The sequence below is a fragment of the Paenibacillus sp. FSL F4-0097 genome, from assembly GCF_038593125.1.
Classification (GTDB): Bacteria; Bacillota; Bacilli; order Paenibacillales; family Paenibacillaceae; genus Paenibacillus_AQ; species Paenibacillus_AQ odorifer.
Map to the genome: position 1 here is coordinate 2,363,763 of NZ_CP151965.1, position 15,977 is coordinate 2,379,739.

17 protein-coding genes are annotated in these 15,977 nt (G+C 46.2%); 10 read left to right on the forward strand and 7 right to left on the reverse strand.

The features are described from left to right. The 9 genes from hemH (at window position 1) to MHH86_RS10505 (ending at window position 9,001) form a co-directional block, all read left to right on the forward strand. A complete protein-coding gene (hemH, locus tag MHH86_RS10465; protein WP_076143310.1) occupies window positions 1-957 on the forward strand; it encodes a ferrochelatase in 957 nt (318 codons plus the stop codon). Beyond that, complete coding sequence (gene hemG, locus MHH86_RS10470; protein WP_076143308.1) at window positions 954-2,378, forward strand: protoporphyrinogen oxidase; 1,425 nt, start codon at window positions 954-956, stop codon at window positions 2,376-2,378. The genes hemH and hemG overlap by 4 nt, the downstream gene beginning before the upstream one ends. A gap of 162 nt (window positions 2,379-2,540) precedes the next feature. Further along, window positions 2,541-3,938 (forward strand): CapA family protein, encoded by a 1,398-nt coding sequence (locus MHH86_RS10475; protein ID WP_076143306.1) that lies wholly within the window; start codon window positions 2,541-2,543, stop codon window positions 3,936-3,938. Window positions 3,939-3,956: 18 nt separating this feature from the next. Continuing rightward, window positions 3,957-4,691 (forward strand): glycerophosphodiester phosphodiesterase family protein, encoded by a 735-nt coding sequence (locus tag MHH86_RS10480; protein WP_244886457.1) that lies wholly within the window; start codon window positions 3,957-3,959, stop codon window positions 4,689-4,691. A 36-nt stretch (window positions 4,692-4,727) separates the two neighbouring features. Further along, window positions 4,728-5,351, forward strand: coding sequence for a fumarylacetoacetate hydrolase family protein (locus tag MHH86_RS10485; RefSeq protein WP_036689251.1), 624 nt, complete (start codon window positions 4,728-4,730; stop codon window positions 5,349-5,351). Between the two features lie 22 nt (window positions 5,352-5,373). After that, entirely contained in the window at window positions 5,374-6,177 is an 804-nt protein-coding gene (locus MHH86_RS10490; protein ID WP_076140916.1) for a DUF92 domain-containing protein, read from the forward strand. A gap of 44 nt (window positions 6,178-6,221) precedes the next feature. Continuing rightward, window positions 6,222-6,791 carry a helix-turn-helix domain-containing protein gene (locus tag MHH86_RS10495; RefSeq protein ID WP_342479718.1) on the forward strand — a complete coding sequence of 190 codons (570 nt, stop codon included), beginning with the start codon at window positions 6,222-6,224 and terminating at the stop codon, window positions 6,789-6,791. Window positions 6,792-6,877: 86 nt separating this feature from the next. Next, window positions 6,878-8,815 carry an ABC-F family ATP-binding cassette domain-containing protein gene (locus tag MHH86_RS10500; RefSeq protein ID WP_038569816.1) on the forward strand — a complete coding sequence of 646 codons (1,938 nt, stop codon included), beginning with the start codon at window positions 6,878-6,880 and terminating at the stop codon, window positions 8,813-8,815. A 42-nt stretch (window positions 8,816-8,857) separates the two neighbouring features. Further along, window positions 8,858-9,001, forward strand: coding sequence for a hypothetical protein (locus MHH86_RS10505; protein WP_342479719.1), 144 nt, complete (start codon window positions 8,858-8,860; stop codon window positions 8,999-9,001). Between the two features lie 70 nt (window positions 9,002-9,071). On the opposite strand, the gene MHH86_RS10510 is transcribed toward MHH86_RS10505, so the two are convergent. Then, a complete protein-coding gene (locus MHH86_RS10510; protein WP_076121959.1) occupies window positions 9,072-10,274 on the reverse strand; it encodes an IS110 family transposase in 1,203 nt (400 codons plus the stop codon). Between the two features lie 287 nt (window positions 10,275-10,561). Here MHH86_RS10510 and MHH86_RS10515 point away from each other — a divergent pair, with 287 nt between their 5' ends. After that, a complete protein-coding gene (locus tag MHH86_RS10515) occupies window positions 10,562-10,927 on the forward strand; it encodes a tetratricopeptide repeat protein (protein ID WP_342479720.1) in 366 nt (121 codons plus the stop codon). 355 nt (window positions 10,928-11,282) lie between these two features. Here MHH86_RS10515 and MHH86_RS10520 read toward each other — a convergent pair whose 3' ends face one another. From MHH86_RS10520 to MHH86_RS10545, 6 genes are all read right to left on the reverse strand, one after another. Next, window positions 11,283-12,113: a hypothetical protein gene (locus MHH86_RS10520; RefSeq protein WP_076143304.1), complete on the reverse strand. Its 831-nt coding sequence runs from the start codon at window positions 12,111-12,113 to the stop codon at window positions 11,283-11,285. Further along, window positions 12,097-13,137, reverse strand: a complete 1,041-nt coding sequence (locus MHH86_RS10525) for a M42 family metallopeptidase (RefSeq protein ID WP_036689645.1) — start codon at window positions 13,135-13,137, stop codon at window positions 12,097-12,099. The genes MHH86_RS10520 and MHH86_RS10525 overlap by 17 nt, the downstream gene beginning before the upstream one ends. A 2-nt stretch (window positions 13,138-13,139) precedes the next feature. Next, entirely contained in the window at window positions 13,140-13,451 is a 312-nt protein-coding gene (locus MHH86_RS10530; protein ID WP_042126298.1) for a lipopolysaccharide assembly protein LapA domain-containing protein, read from the reverse strand. An 88-nt stretch (window positions 13,452-13,539) separates the two neighbouring features. After that, on the reverse strand, window positions 13,540-15,330 hold the full coding sequence (gene pepF / locus MHH86_RS10535; RefSeq protein WP_036689265.1) for an oligoendopeptidase F: 1,791 nt from the start codon (window positions 15,328-15,330) through the stop codon (window positions 13,540-13,542). A 212-nt stretch (window positions 15,331-15,542) separates the two neighbouring features. Beyond that, entirely contained in the window at window positions 15,543-15,713 is a 171-nt protein-coding gene (locus tag MHH86_RS10540) for a hypothetical protein (protein WP_036689267.1), read from the reverse strand. A gap of 6 nt (window positions 15,714-15,719) precedes the next feature. Further along, complete coding sequence (locus MHH86_RS10545) at window positions 15,720-15,953, reverse strand: hypothetical protein (protein WP_036689271.1); 234 nt, start codon at window positions 15,951-15,953, stop codon at window positions 15,720-15,722. Window positions 15,954-15,977: the final 24 nt, after the last annotated feature.

Here is a 15,977-nt window from a genome sequence, read left to right on the forward strand (position 1 = left end):
GTGACAGTAAAAATAGGTGTTCTCGTCATGTCGTATGGCACTCCTAAGAGCCTAGAAGATGTTAAGGCTTATTACACGCATATTAGACGGGGGAATCCGCCATCAGCGGAGCAGCTTAAAGAGTTAACCGACCGTTATGAAGCAATCGTCGGGGGGGTATTCCCACTGCGGGAGAATACAGACCGGCAAGTAGAAGCTTTACAAGCAGCATTAAATGCGGATAAAGCGGGAGCAGATGTTGAATTTGTCTGCTATCAAGGCTTGAAGCATGCCAGTCCCTTTATTGAGGACGGCGTTGAGGCTATGGCGAAGGATGGCATTACTCAAGCAGTGGGTATTGTTTTGGCGCCACACTATTCCAGTATGAGTGTGGGGAGCTACATCAAGCGTGCTCAGGAAAAGGCTGATGCATGCAAGATTGACATGGGTTTTGTAGAGAGTTACCATATGCATCCTGAATTGATCGATGTGTTAAGCCAAAGAGTGTCGGCGAAGCTGGATCAATATATTGAAGCAGGCGCGACCCGTGATGAGATTCGCGTATTATTCAGCGCTCATAGTCTTCCAGAACGTATTCTGGCTATGGGTGATCCATATCGGGATCAGCTGCTGGAAACTTCGCAGGCAATTGCAGCTCAAGCAGGCGTAACCAACTGGCAGTTTACTTGGCAAAGTGCTGGCCGCACAGCTGAACCGTGGCTTGGTCCAGATATTCTGGACACGCTGCAACAGCTTAGTAAAGAACAGGTGGAATACGTATTGGTGGCCCCTATCGGATTCGTATCCGATCATTTAGAGGTACTGTACGATCTCGATATTGAGGCAACAGCCGTAGCTGCAGAGCTTGATATGCGTCTTATGCGGATTGACTCACTGAATAGTGATCCCGCATATATGTCTGTATTGAGCGATGTAATTCGTAAACGACTGGAGCAGATGAAGGCCGCTCAATCATGATTGGCCCCACAAGAAAAATTGTTATCATAGGCGGAGGGCTGAGCGGACTCAGCGCCGCCTTTTATATTCGTAAATTTTATAAAGAAGCGGGTATTAAGCCTGATATAGTCTTGCTTGAGAAAGAGAAAAACCTCGGTGGAAAGATTGAAACCTTACATCGCGATGGTTTTGTGATTGAAAAGGGTCCAGATTCATTTCTAGCGGAAAGGGCGGAGATGTGCGAGCTGGCTAAGGAATTGGAATTGGATCACGAGCTGGTATCCTCCAACCCTCTTGCTAAGAAGCGATATATCTTGCAGCGGGACAAGCTTAATCCTCTGCCAACCGGTCTTGTACTCGGTATCCCTACCGAACTGAAACCTTTTTTATCAAGTGGGTTAGTTTCGTTTGGGGGCAAAATACGTGCGATGATGGATTTTATTCTTCCTCCGCGGCGTAATGATGAGGACGAATCGCTTGGTGAGCTTATTGCGCGACGTCTAGGATCTGAAGTGCTGGAGAATTTAACTGAGCCGCTCCTTTCTGGCATGTACGGCGGAGATATACAAAAGATTAGCCTGCAAGCTACATTTCCGCAATTTGGAGAATTAGAGCAGCAGTATGGGAGCCTTATTCGTGGAATGCGCACAGGGCGAAAGAATAAAAAGGCACAGGAAGGTACTACACAGAGTACCTTCCTCACGTTCCGCAAAGGGCTGCAAAGTCTCGTGCATAGTCTGATTTATGAGCTGCATGATGTAGAACAACGGACGGAGTCTAACGTAGTTTCTATTCAGGCTGCTGGGAGTCCTTCTATCTATGAGGTAGAGCTGGAGAATGGCGAACGGTTGCTTGCGGATGATGTATATATCACTGCGCCTAATTTTTCGGCTGCTGACTTACTTCGTCCCTATATGGATGTTACAGCGCTGGAAGCGGTGGATTATGTTTCAGTGGCGAATCTAGTCATGGCTTTTAACAAAAAGGATATTGTTAACGAATATGATGGATCGGGTTTTTTTGTGCCTCGTAAAGAAGGGCGAAATATTACTGCCTGCACATGGACATCTACGAAATGGCCGCATACGGCTCCTGATGATAAGGTGCTTTTACGCTGTTATGTGGGTCGTTCTGATGATGAACAGAATGTTCAGCTGCCTGATGAGGCTTTGACGGAGCTTGTACTTAAAGATTTGCGAGAGATCATGGGCATTACTGCGAATCCAATATTTACGGAAATCACCCGCTTAGAGCATTCCATGCCGCAGTATCCTATAGGACATCTTGATAATATTACCGAATTCCGCAAAGAATTAGCGGCTTCGCTTCCTGGTGTGTATGTCATTGGCGCCGGATTTAATGGCATAGCAATGCCGGATTGCATCAAGCAGTCCAAGCTTATTGCGGAAAGCGTTGCTAAACAGCTAATGAATGAAATGTGAGTACGATGACTAAATAAAACAGTGAAGCGAAGCATGAGGCGCTTCACTGTTTTTCTTTAGTTAGTAAAATTTTCTATTTCTATCGACTCTCTTATTTGTAGGGTGCTGTGATAGATATGCTATAATAAAAACAATTTGAGAGTAGAGGAGATCACAGAAACCATGTATCCGCCGCGATCGCGTTCTAGACAAAAGAACAAACATAAGAGCAAACGCAAGCGCAGAACGGCCTGGGCTTGGATCAATGCAGGTCTTCTTCTGATGATTACCGTGTTATTGACTTATAGCTTTACGAATGACCCTGACAAGAAAAGCGCCTCACCGCCTCCGGTTGCAGAAGCGACAGCTACGCCTATACCGGAGAGTAGTGATCAGCCTCAGACAGCACCTCCGGTGGTTGCAGTTGCAACGCCTGAAGCTACAGACACGCCAAGCCCTTCTCCTACGGCAACTCCAGAGCCAACGCCTACACCGCAGGAGGAGCCCGAAGAGATCATTGAAACACAAGCTCCTGAAGCGACAGCGACCCCTGCGAAGGATGAGGACAGCTCGGAAGCAGCAAATAATGATCCAGTGTCTGGTCTGCCGTCAGATGATGACGCGTCTGGTAAGACGGTGACTTTGAATTTTGGTGGAGATGTTATATTTTCCGGGAAAGCTGGAGAACTGCTGGAGAAGAAAGGTTATGATTATTCGTATGCCGCATTGGAGGGTCTGTTCAAGAAAGATGATCTTACGATCTTGAATCTGGAAACTCCAGTGACCACAGGTGGCGTAAGTGCCACTAATAAGCAATTTGTATTCAAAGGATCACCACTCGCTCTGGATGCGCTTAAGTCAGCTGGTGTGGACGCAGTAAATATGGCGAATAATCACACGCTTGATCAAGGAGAGCAAGGCTTGCGGGATACCCTTAACCACCTTGCTGAAAGAGGAATTCCTTATGTGGGTGCGGGGCTTAACAGTAAAGAAGCATATTCGGCGCAATATTTTGAACGTAAGGGCATTAAGATCGCTTTGCTGGGATTCACCCGGGTGATTCCTGCGTCGGATTGGATGGCAGGAAAAAATAAGCCGGGACTTGCCTCCGTATACGATAGTGCAGAAGGACTGAAGGCTATTGCTGCAGCCAAAAAGAAAGCCGATTTGGTGGTCGTAGTTGTCCATTGGGGTAAAGAACGGGTAGAACAATATGATAAAACGCAACAGTCGCTGGGCCATAGCTTTATCGATGCAGGAGCCGATCTTGTCATTGGCGGCCATCCACACGTGCTACAAGGCGTGGAGCCATATAAGGGCAAATGGATTGCCTACAGCACCGGGAATTTTATTTTTACGAGATCTACAGTGCCTGCCACTTGGGAAACTGCGGTTTTTCAGGCGGAATGTAGTGTAAAAGGTCAATGTTCCCTAAAGCTGAAGCCTATGAAAGCCGAGCTAGCACAGCCTGTGCCGATGAACACAGTGGATGGACAACTTTTGTTAAAAAGAGTAGAAGCTCTATCCGCAGGACGGGTAAAGATCGGCAGCGACGGTAAAGTCACTCAAGTTACCAAATAGGGTTCCTGGGAGGTCCTTATGATGAACAATTTGTGTGTAGCCCATCGAGGGTTTTCCGGTAAAGCTCCAGAGAATACATTGGCAGCCATTCGGATGGCGATTGCCATGCCCTATGTGCACTGGATGGAAATTGATGTCCAGCTCTCCAAAGACGGCGTTCCTGTTGTCATTCATGATTATACGTTGGACCGGACGACCAATGGTCATGGCAAGGTGAAGAACATGGACTGGGAATATATCCGGCGTCTGGATGCGGGGAGCTGGAAAGGGCGTTCTTTTCAGGGCGAGCGGGTGCCTTCTTTGGAAGAGGTGCTGTCACTAGCCTCCGGAAGATTGCGTCTGAATATTGAACTGAAAACAGTGGGAGATATGTATCCTGGCATTGAGAAGACGGTGACGGATCTTATTTCTGCAAAAGGTATGCGGGACGACGTGATCTTGACCTCTTTTGATACTGGAGCATTAAAAAAAGTCAAGGAAATTGATTCCCGTTTTCGCACCGGATTGATCTTTGATTCCAGATTTGGCAATCCTGCACGCAGGCTGCATGAACTGGATTGCTCTTTACTTTCGATTAGCTTCTCGCGTCTGAATCCTAGACTGGCTAAGCTTTTGTCCGAGCGTGGGGTGGAAATTATGGCTTGGACTGTGAACAAAGCGAAAGAGATGCGTCGCTTAGCCGACATGCATTCTGATATAATGATCTGTACAAACCGCCCGGATATATGGGGCGACACCTTTCTGAAGGTATAAATAATCCAAATCGATGGGAAAGAGAGCTGACTGTTTATGTGCGCTGCTGTTAATAATCTATATTGTGTTGGACGCAACTACAAGCTACACGCGGAGGAATTGGGTAACAATGTGCCAGTGGAGCCGCTCATCTTCATGAAGCCCTCACATGCGGCTGTTTCCCTCGATAAAGCAGTAATTAAGCTGCCAAAGGATGCGGGTCAGATTCATTATGAAGGTGAACTTGTACTGCGTATTGCACGTGATTATACACCCGGCATGAGCGTGGAGGATCTGGTAGATGTAATGGCACTGGGACTGGATTTCACGCTGCGTGATGTGCATAATGATCTGCAGAAGAAAGGTTTGCCGTGGACGCCAGCTAAAGGCTTTAAAAATGCCGCACCACTCACCCCTTACATAGCATTTCCAGATAAGGAAGAGCTGGAGGGAACTGATTTTACAGTGGTGAAAAATGGGGTGGAAGTACAACGCGGCAATGTTAAAAACATGATTTTTTCACTTCAAAAAATTGTTGATTTTATCGCCGAGCGCTACGGGTTAGGGAAAGACGATGTGATATTTACAGGTACTCCGGCAGGCGTGGGTCCTACTGTAGCTGGAGACGCTTTCGAGCTGTACTGGGGCGACAAGCTGATGGGGACTTGCCTGATCGGTTAATAGATCTGTTGGAGATGAATCTATGCAGTGGGTTATTGGCGCTTTAGGCGCTTTGATTGTTGCGGGAGCGGCATATTGGAAGCAGTCTTTAAGTCTCTCTGGCATGATTGCCGCGGTAGTGATGGGCACTATTTATTTTGGTGCCGGAAATGCTTTTTGGTTTGGGATATTGCTGATCTTCTTCATCACTTCAAGCCTGCTGTCCAAACTTCATCATGATAATAAAGCAGAATTAGAGCTGACGTATGCTAAGACGGGCCGCCGCGATGCCGGGCAGGTCTTTGCTAACGGTGGACTTGGCATGGTTCTGGTTCTCCTGAATGCGATCTTCCCGCATGAGCTGTGGGGGTTCCTATTTATTGGTGTAATGGCTACAGTAACCTCGGATACATGGGCTACGGAGATCGGAACACTGAGCAAGAAACCGCCTCGTTCTGTCCTTACGGGTAAAGTTCTTGCTGCCGGAGCTTCGGGAGGTGTATCCAGCTTGGGTACGCTGGCGGCAGCAGCAGGAGGCGCACTCATCGGTGCGTCAGCTTGGCTGCTGCGAATGATATCCGGCATGCCGGATCACTCTTTCGTGCTGCTTACCCTAGCAGGACTTGCCGGAGGACTAGTCGGCGCCTTTGCCGACTCTATCCTTGGTGCAACCGTGCAGCAGATGAACCGCTGTACCGTATGCGGCCGCGAAGTGGAAGGCTCACAGCATTGTGGGGCTCCAGCTGTACACGCAAGAGGCTGGAAGTGGATGAGCAATGATGCAGTCAATGCCATCAGCTCTATCCTCGGCGGTGCAGCTGCCTTACTGCTGAGCATGATCATTTAGCATTTGAATTTAAGCTTTGAACGGCACAGTTTAGGGAGGGACCGATGAGTAGCGCATTCAATCAAAAACATACTGCTATTCTGGATGCCGCATACGAGCTCTTCGGTTCAGGTGGATTTTACGAAACGAAGATGTCGGAAGTGGCGGAGCAAGCCGGGATAGCAAAGGGCACCGTTTATTTATACTTCAAGAGCAAGGAAGAATTATTCATGGCAGTGACGCGCCGCGATTGTGAGGGGTTTCTCCTGCAATTACAGGAAAGGCTGAAGGCTAGTGATACTTTGGCCGGTAAACTGTCGATCATTGCTAAACATCACCTGAATTATTATTATGAACGCAAGCGGCATACGAAGCTCTTTTTCCGTGCCCCTAACAATAATCCTGAATTAGTGGCGTATATGACACAATTTATGGAGCAATACATGCAAGATGTGGTCAAGGTATTATTAGAAGGTGGAGCATCCGAGCCTGAGCTTATGGCACAGTCCTACATAGGGATGTTGGATCGTTTGAAGATGGATATCTTATTTGATCCGTCTTTTACGGAGGAGGACGCGTATAAACGCGCTGATTTCGCTGCTGGTCTTTTTATTAGAGGGGCCATGATCACCTGAATTTTGGATAGGATGATAGACCGGATAAATAGCATTGGTTAGATGCGGCCGGTTTTATGAAAATATAAGGCAAGCGAGGAAATAGCATGAATATTATGACCGTGGAACATCTTTCCAAGAGTTATGGCGAGAAAGTACTCTTTAGCGACGCTTCATTTGGTATGGACGATCGGGATAAAATTGGCTTGATCGGTGTGAATGGAACGGGTAAATCAACCTTTTTACGGATTATTGCCGGTCTGGATACTCCGGATGGTGGGCAAATTGCCATCGGGAATAATGTAAGAGTACAATATTTGGCGCAGAATCCTCCTTATGATCCTATGAATACAGTTTTGCAGCAAGTGTTCGCCGGGGATGATCCAGACCTTGCTACCATGCGTGAGTATATGGAGACTATGTCTCTACTTGAACAGCAGCCTGGTAATGCTGAACTGGAAGGAAAACTAGTAAAGATTGGGCAGGCGATCGACGCTGCGGGAACATGGCATTTGGAGAGTGAAGCCAAAAGTGTGCTTACCAAGCTAGGCATCTTAAAGTTTGATGCGCTAATGGACACACTTTCTGGTGGACAACGTAAACGTGTAGCTCTGGCAGCTGCACTGATTACCCCCTCTGAACTGCTGATTCTTGATGAGCCTACCAACCATATTGATACGGATTCCGTGGCTTGGCTGGAGCAATATTTGCAGAAACGGCGCGGCGCTCTTTTGATGGTGACGCATGATCGTTACTTCCTGGAGCGTGTGGCTAGTGTCATGCTAGAGCTAGATGGTGGCCAGCTTTATCGTTATGAAGCTAACTATTCACGGTTTCTAGAGCTTAAAGCCGATCGCGAAGAACGAGAAGCCTCTGCCGAACAGAAGCGTAAGAACCTGCTGCGTACAGAGCTGGCTTGGATTCGTCGCGGTGCCAAAGCCCGTTCAACAAAACAGAAGGCAAGAATCGACCGCTTCGAAAAGCTGAAAGAGAGTACAGGAAGCAGCTCGAACGGTTCATTGGATATTTCTGTGGCTTCTACACGTTTAGGTCGCAAGATCATTGAAATTAATGACCTGTCGAAAGCGTTGGATGGTCGACAGCTAATCAAAGATCTCAGCTATATCGCTGTACCCCAGGATAGAGTGGGCATCGTCGGCCCGAACGGCAGCGGCAAATCAACACTCTTAAATATGATTGCAGGTCAGCTGCAACCCGATAAAGGTGAAGTTCAGCTTGGCGCTACGGTTAAGCTTGGTTACTTTACACAAGAGCATCAGGATATGGATGACAGTATGCGTGCCATTGAATACGTGAAGGAAGAAGCAGAAGTGATACGGACAGCAGACGGCAGTGTGATTACGGCGGGTCAAATGCTGGAACGCTTCTTGTTCCCTCCTGCGATGCAATGGACACCGATCTCGAAGCTGTCCGGGGGCGAAAAAAGACGCTTGTATCTGCTTCGTGTATTGATGGGAGCACCTAACGTATTGCTTTTGGATGAACCTACGAACGATTTGGATATCGGCACATTGGCTGTATTGGAAGATTATCTGGATGAATTTCCGGGTGTCGTCTTTACCGTATCCCATGACCGTTATTTCTTGGACCGTACGATAGATAAGCTGATTGCTTTTGAAAATGGCGATATCCGGATTCACGTTGGCGATTATACGGAATATGAAGAATGGCTGGCCAAAAATGTACCGTCACGCATTGGAGAATCGAACAAAGAAGATGGAAGCTCAAAGCGAAAAGAGGCCGCGGACACTGGCAGCAACCCTGCATCTTCAACGGCTCCCAAAACAAAACTCAAATTCAGCTTCAAGGAACAGCGTGAATATGAGGGCATTGATGAGCAAATTGAGCTTGCAGAGCAACGTTTGACGGATATTAGTGTACAGATGGAGGCGGCTTTTGCTGACTCTGGAAGGCTGCAGGAGCTAGTAGAGGAGCAACGCCTAGCCGAAGCAGAGCTGGAGCGTCTTATGGAACGCTGGACCTATCTGAACGAGCTTGCGGAGAAAATCGCTGGTAAGGCTTAAACCCGTTGGATGGCTTTTAATGAAAATAGGGGAGGGCTCTGTGTGGAAGATAAACTTAAAGCTGCCGTAGCCCTACGCAACGCTGGTAAAGCGGAAGAAGCCAAAATGATGTTGTTTGAGCTATTCCAGCTAATAGCTTGTCAATATTTAATTATTAATGGCCGATTCCTGAAGTGGTATACTTAAAAAAAGATATGACAAATAACCGTCCCCTTCGGCACAGGAATATATTTCATCTTTTTCTATTTCATGCTGCTCATTCTAGACGAAATGCTTCTTTTGAAGTTAAGATGGCAAAAATCCAGTGGATGAGTTTGTTTACACAAGCAATTACCGCTACTTTGAACAGCTTTCCTTCCGCACGCTTTTTATCGTAGTAAGCTCTTAATTTCTTGTTTCTATTACTACGAATACCACAGCGCACAGCTTGATACAGGGCTGTACGAAGCCTTCTCGAGCCATGTTTCGTGATTCGATTTTGGGTTGCCACAAACTTACCTGAAGCAAATACACTGGGATCAACACCAGCAAAGGCCACCAGCTTCTTTGCGTGATCGAACCGATCGATTTCTCCAATCTCAGCCAAAATTGTTGCAGCAATTTTCGTGCCGATACCGGGTATCGATTGGATTAAATCATATTCAAGTAACTCTTCAGCCAGGGTCTCTATCGATTTATCAAGGTCTGATAGATGGTCCTGGTATTGAAGAAGTAATTTGATGAGCAGCTGCATGGAGATCAAATGACTTGGAAAAGCCGTCTCCTTAAAGGGATTTCGCCTTGCTGCAGCCGCTAGGATTTGAGCGCGTTCCAAACACCATGAGACGGATCTTCCGCGTCCAGTAAGACGTTGGATTGTTGTTGTAATCTCTTCCACAGTCATACCCAGGACTTCTTTAGACGTCGGGTGTAAGGCTAGAAATCGAAGTGAAACTTTCGAATAAAGGTCACCAAACACGCCATGGTATTCGGGAAAAACTTGATCCAGAATGGCCTGGAATTGTAGTTTTGCTTGAACATACATACCCGTTAGGGATTCATACTGTCGTGTTAGATAGCGTAAATTCATGAGATGCTGACCCCGTTTTTTGATGGGTTCAAACTCTTCTTTATAGAACAGTGCCCCAAGTTGATAGGCATCAGCAGCATCCGTCTTGACCCGTCTTAAATTAGTTTTTTTGGCCTCATATGAGATTAACGGATTAATGACGATGTATAGATACTGGTGCTCATCCAGAAACTGAACAACAGGGCTATGATAATGACCTGTTGCCTCCATTACAATGCAAGGGCTCACCCCAGCAGCTGATTCCACTGCTCTAACATAATTAAGAAAAGACGATAATCCCTCTAGATCATGATTAAATTTAAAGATCTTCCCATGAGGTACTCCACGGTCTAAAAAAGCTTGTGCATGGCTCTCTCCCTTGGACACATCCAAACCAATGACTGGATTCATGACATCACTCCTGTAGTATTTTCACCGGCAACCCCTAACCTTCTTGTCTTCCACACTATCGCATGTGATACGGGATCAACGTCCCAACCAGCCTAACCATGGTTGAACAAGTAGGGGGGATGAACAGAATAGCTCTCGGGATCCAAGTCCCACGGGCAGAAACGTTCGATCCCCGGCTACCGCTATCTTACGACCATACAAAAAAAAGGTCGACCAGAAAGATCTGGTGACCTCATAATACGATATGAGCAGAATAGAATGCTGGGGACGCTGAACTTCTATATCAATTGGCCTGGACGCATGATGTGCTGGGTTTGGAGCGGGCGGCAGTACCCTTTTATGAGAAAAGCTTGGCGTTAGGATTACCCTCTGAGCAGAGAGTTGGCGCTCTATTGGGACTGGGCAGCACCTACCGGACACTCGGAGAATACGAGAAGTCAAAAGGTCTTCTGATGCAGGCTGTTCAGGAGTACCCGGAGAATAAGGAATTTCCGGCGTTCCTAGCCATGACCTTGCACAATCTTGGAGAGCATAGTCAAGCGATGGAGCTGCTGCTTAAGCTGTTGGCAGAAACCTCTGCGGATGAAGGGATAAGAAGTTACAGTAAGGCCATTTCTTATTATTCAGATAAGCTGGAGCAAGTCTGGGATTGATGCTAGCTTTTAGATTGCATTAATACTTACGAAGTACTATCCGGACACCACTGACCTTAAACGCAGCATTATTGCACATTTGGAATTTTAACGGACACCACAGTCGTTATTGACACTAAAAGCACCCAATACGTTCCTTTTTAGCGTGAATAACGTCGCTTGGGTCCGAAACAATGCTCCAAAGGCTAATAATTTGCGAATAACGTCATCTGGGTCCATAAGCACTAACCGAAGGGGTTGACCCCCGAAAATTCCGGCAGTGTCTGTTGAAGAACAAGCGAACCACCAATAAACAAAAAAAAGAGTAGGGTCCTCCATTAATTGGAGAATTCTACTCTTTTATTTTTCTACTCTTTTATTTCGTTCCGTCCACAGCAATCATTTGCACTACAGACCGAGAATCGCCGGGTACAATGATTTCCTTCGCATTCATCTGGGAAGAGCCATCTCCGTCCAAGAAGATACCCTCCAGACCCTTGGCAGGAACTGTCTGGAGGATCGCTGAGCGGAAATCTGCCGCTGTTGAGAGCGTTGGGGTAACAATCAGCCAGAGCTTTCCTGTGTTGTCATACACCATGCCTGAACGCAGGCGTTTCTCATCAGCGTAAGGAAGATGCTCTTCAGCTACTGCCGCTTCCCATAAGTCTTCGTGTCCCAGATTCATACTAATGCCACCTTGCGCAAAATAATGCTGGCGATCAGTAATCTTCAATTCTTCTCCAGAAGATACAACCTGTACGGAGAAGCTACGGGTGGCACCATCCCAGACAAGAGTTCCACGTGCGTATTTAGCATTGAACCAGCCAGACCCATAAACCTTCTGGGCTCCGTTGACTGGAGTATCATTCATGATAGCCATGGATAAAAGCGCATCTTGATAGAAAAAACCACCGTTAATCCCATATGCATTAACTTGCCGTAAAGGGACACCCGCGGCCCTGAGCTTAATATCTTCAGGTGAAAGTGACATCATATAGAGCTGCACATTATCTGCACTCACTGTTTCCAAAAAGCTATAGGCGTGAGGAAGACCTTTAAAGGGATCTTCCTTGTGATTTCTAAATACCAGAAACAACGATAGCGCTAATCCCGCTATCAATAACACCAGAAGTGAGACGATAAGTCCCTGTCTGCGTCCCCAGAGCTGTTTCGACTTGCCAGAGCTAACCTCAGTTTGTCCCCACATAAGCAGCGAGAAGCTTAGCAGTGTTCACTACAGCTTGCTTATGCGTGCGTTCCATGGAGTGGGAGGCATGTACACCTGGGCCAATCAATGCTGCACGGATATTGTTTCCGCCTCTGAGCGCTGCGGAAGCATCGGAGCCGTACATAGGATAAATATCAACGGCATAAGGAATTGCGAGTGCTTCTGCCAGTTCAATCAAACGGCCTGTCATAACATAATCGTAAGGACCGGAAGAGTCTTTTGCACAGATAGATACATCGGTTTCTTTACAGCTGAGATCATCACCCATGGCACCCATATCGACAGCAATCATTTCATTGATTTCACCAGGAATCCAAGCTGTACCATGTCCCACTTCCTCGTAGTTAGAGATGAGGAAAGAAAGGTTGTGGAGAGGTTTCCAGCCTTCACGTTTAATACTTTCCAGCAATCCGAGAAGGGCAGCCACGCTTGCCTTGTCATCTAAATGACGGGATTTAATGTAGCCGCTAGGCGTAATCACTGCACGTGCATCGAAAGAAATGAAATCTCCGACGGAAATGCCAAGCTTGAGTACGTCTTCTTTAGAAGATACCAGCTCATCAATACGTACTTCCATGTTCTCCTCTGATCGTTTGAAGTCACGAGCGTCTGGATATACGTGAACAGATGGATGGCTGGTTAAGATGGTTCCTGTATAAGTTTTGCCGCTACGGGTATGGATCGTGCAGTATTCATTCTCAATGCTGTGCATGGCGAAGCCACCCACAGAGGTCAGACGCAGTGTACCATTAGCTTTAATCGAGCGGACCATGGCACCAAGTGTATCCACGTGAGCGCTGATGCCAATAGTACGAGAGGGATCTAGGCCCGGGACGTTAAGAATTACGCCGCCTTTTTCATTCCAGCTTAAAGGTATGTTCAGCGCAGCTGCTTCTTCAGCAACTAGTGTCATTACCTGTGCGGTGAAACCGCTTGGGCTGGGGGTATCGAGTAATTTTTTTAGGATGGAAAGTATGTAGTCTTCATTAGGTTGAATGGTAATCATTAGTTAAGCCCTCCTGTTAAGCCATCATTGTCTGTGTTAAAAGAATCCAGTGAAGTGTCGGCATCACGAAGCTTGGTAAGCTCAGCAGTTAAGCTTTTAATTTGCTTTTGTAGTTTGTATTGACGAAAAATGCCGTAAGAGCCCACGATGATTCCGCCAATTAACGCGCAGCCAAGAATAACGAGTATAAGTGGTATATTAACCACATCAAAACCGAAATTGACTTGAACGGGATCAACGTTGATGACTGCGAATATGGCGGTTAGCAGCGCGAAGATTAGACCCGCAATTAGTGACCATTGAATTCTCATTGAATTCTTCCTCCTCAGGGGGATATAACAATATAAAATCCCCTGCCCAGATAGGGCAAGGGATTAATGTAATACTAAGCTCTCTGCCTTATTTGGTCAACTGTTCCATTTGCGCGATAACACTTTCGAACACACTCATCGCTTCGCGAATCGGCTCAGGAGACGACATGTCAACGCCTGCTTTTGACAAAATATTGATGGAGTAATCACTGCCACCGCTCTTCAGGAAGCCGAGGTAACGATCTACCGCCGGTTTACCTTCTTCAAGGATTTGTTTGGCAAAGCTAGTCGCTGCCGAGAAGCCTGTTGCATATTTGTAAACATAGAAGCTGTTATAGAAATGCGGAATTCGTGCCCATTCCATCTCGATATCCTGATCTACAACCATTTCTTTGCCGTAGTATTTGACATTCAGGTCGTAGTAGATACTCGAAAGATCTTGTGGGGTAAGCGAATCGCCCTCTTCAACACGCTGATGAATGATCTTTTCGAATTCTGCGAACATCGTTTGCCGGAAAATCGTTGTCCGGAACTGATCGGCATAGTAGGTGAGCAGATACATTTTTTCCTTAGGATCTGTAGACTTTTTGAGTAGATAATCCATAAGCAAAGCTTCATTGGTAGTCGAGGCAACCTCTGCAAGGAAAATGGTATACTGTGCATCCCGATAGTTCAGAGCGTTGTCTGAAAAATAAGAGTGTAGAGCATGACCCATCTCATGTGCCAGAGTAAACATACTGTTCAGATTATCGTTATGGTTCAGCAGGACGTATGGGTGTGTGCCATAAGGGCCCCAGCTGTAAGCTCCAGAGCGTTTATTCTCGTTCTCATAGACATCAATCCAGCCATTGTCGTAGCCTTTTTGCAGCACATTCAGATAATCTTCACCCAGCGGTTTGAGGCCTTCTTTGGTAATTTTCTTCGCTTCTTCGTACGTGATATCCAGCTTATATTCATCTACTAGTGGTGCAAATAGGTCATACATATGTAACTCATCCACACCAAGCAGCTTTTGACGCAACTTCATGTAACGGTGCATTAAAGGAAGACTCTCATGAATCGTATCGATCAGGTTGGTATATACCTCTTTTGGAATGTTATCACCGTAAAGAGACATTTCCATTACAGATGGATACTTGCGGACGTGTGAGAAAAAGACGTTTTTGTTCACATTGGCGCTAAGCGTTGCTGCGATGGTGTTTTTTTGCTTACGATAGGTGTCATAGACTGCTTTAAAAGCATTTCGGCGAACCTCGCGATCGGAGCTTTCCAAGAACTTGATATAGTTGCCGTGAGTCAGCTCGACCTCTTTGCCATCTTCATCTTTAATCTTAGGGAATTTCAGATCTGCGTTGTTCAGCATACTAAAAATGTTCTGAGGCGCTTGTGCTAGGTTTCCAACTTGGGCAAGCAGAGCTTCCTCAGCCTTGGACAATACATGCGCTTTCTCACGTTTCATCTCTTTTAAAGTGAAGGTGTAAGCGGACAGTTCAGGATCAGCAATAAATTGATCCAGCTTCTCAATAGGCAGTGCCAAGATTTCTGGGGTTACAAAAGAAAAGGCTTCGCCTGCTTCGATCCCAAGCTTCTTCGCTTTGGAGGACAAAGCTTGATATTCAGGATTAGCAGTGTCTTCATCCTGACGCATATGAGCATAGACAAAAAGTCGCTCAGTGGAGACTGACAGCTTGTCATCCAGCTCAAAACATTGTTTCACAGCTTCTGCGGAATCAAGTTTACCTTGGAAATCAGCAGCTTTTTTGATCAGTGATTTAGCTTCAGCATATTCTGCATCCCAATCCTTCTGAGAGGCAAATATATCTTCAAGCTTCCAACGATTCTCAGCAGGTACTTCACTTCTCTTCAATAATTGTTCCATAGAAACCCTCCTAGAATGATGAGATGTAGTAGGCATAATCTCCCTCGGCAATACTGTGGATGATATTTCACCCGGTAGCAAGCTGAGCACAAGTAGAAGAGGGATGGACTTAAGTGTAATAGGCATGACGTCCTCCTCTTTGAAAAGTAGAGTCAGCTTATTATGTCCTGCTAAGTCCTGATTATTAATATTTAGTCTTCTTTATATGGTAGTTATGCCAACAAGCTATAAATAACAAAGATGAAAGCAAACAGAATCATTACGACCGCAGCCATGGCCATGCCCCGCTTTAGTTTCGGCGGGACACGATCCTTGGTCATAATTAATACTGCGCCTAGACAGAGGACTAGGACAACATAAATCGTGAGATTTTCGTTATTCATTTCCTGTTATACCTGTTTGAAAGCTGCAATGATGTTTTTGTACTCTTCTTCATTGTCTTTATAAGATTCCTTGTTGAAGCGGTTATTCACCCATTGCATCATCGCTGGACGACTCAGGAAGGTATGTGTTTCTTCTCCCCATTGATCGGAAATTTCGCGGAGTACAATGTAGCGGCCTTGAACTTCTACTGTCATCATATTCCATTTGTCTGTTTTGTATATTTCATGTTTTTTGATCATTATCATTACCACCCTGGCGATTTT

What these genes read in the sequence shown, in the direction of transcription:
- MHH86_RS10510 (WP_076121959.1), bottom strand. Translation starts at nt 10,274, where the DNA reads ATGAATCCAGTCATTGGTTTGGATGTGTCCAAGGGAGAGAGCCATGCA.
- MHH86_RS10545 (WP_036689271.1), bottom strand. Translation starts at nt 15,953, where the DNA reads ATGATCAAAAAACATGAAATATACAAAACAGACAAATGGAATATGATG.
- MHH86_RS10530 (WP_042126298.1), bottom strand. Translation starts at nt 13,451, where the DNA reads ATGAGAATTCAATGGTCACTAATTGCGGGTCTAATCTTCGCGCTGCTA.
- pepF (WP_036689265.1), bottom strand. Translation starts at nt 15,330, where the DNA reads ATGGAACAATTATTGAAGAGAAGTGAAGTACCTGCTGAGAATCGTTGG.
- MHH86_RS10495 (WP_342479718.1), top strand. Translation starts at nt 6,222, where the DNA reads ATGAGTAGCGCATTCAATCAAAAACATACTGCTATTCTGGATGCCGCA.
- MHH86_RS10540 (WP_036689267.1), bottom strand. Translation starts at nt 15,713, where the DNA reads ATGAATAACGAAAATCTCACGATTTATGTTGTCCTAGTCCTCTGTCTA.
- MHH86_RS10490 (WP_076140916.1), top strand. Translation starts at nt 5,374, where the DNA reads ATGCAGTGGGTTATTGGCGCTTTAGGCGCTTTGATTGTTGCGGGAGCG.
- MHH86_RS10475 (WP_076143306.1), top strand. Translation starts at nt 2,541, where the DNA reads ATGTATCCGCCGCGATCGCGTTCTAGACAAAAGAACAAACATAAGAGC.
- MHH86_RS10500 (WP_038569816.1), top strand. Translation starts at nt 6,878, where the DNA reads ATGAATATTATGACCGTGGAACATCTTTCCAAGAGTTATGGCGAGAAA.
- MHH86_RS10520 (WP_076143304.1), bottom strand. Translation starts at nt 12,113, where the DNA reads ATGTGGGGACAAACTGAGGTTAGCTCTGGCAAGTCGAAACAGCTCTGG.
- MHH86_RS10485 (WP_036689251.1), top strand. Translation starts at nt 4,728, where the DNA reads ATGTGCGCTGCTGTTAATAATCTATATTGTGTTGGACGCAACTACAAG.
- hemG (WP_076143308.1), top strand. Translation starts at nt 954, where the DNA reads ATGATTGGCCCCACAAGAAAAATTGTTATCATAGGCGGAGGGCTGAGC.
- MHH86_RS10480 (WP_244886457.1), top strand. Translation starts at nt 3,957, where the DNA reads ATGATGAACAATTTGTGTGTAGCCCATCGAGGGTTTTCCGGTAAAGCT.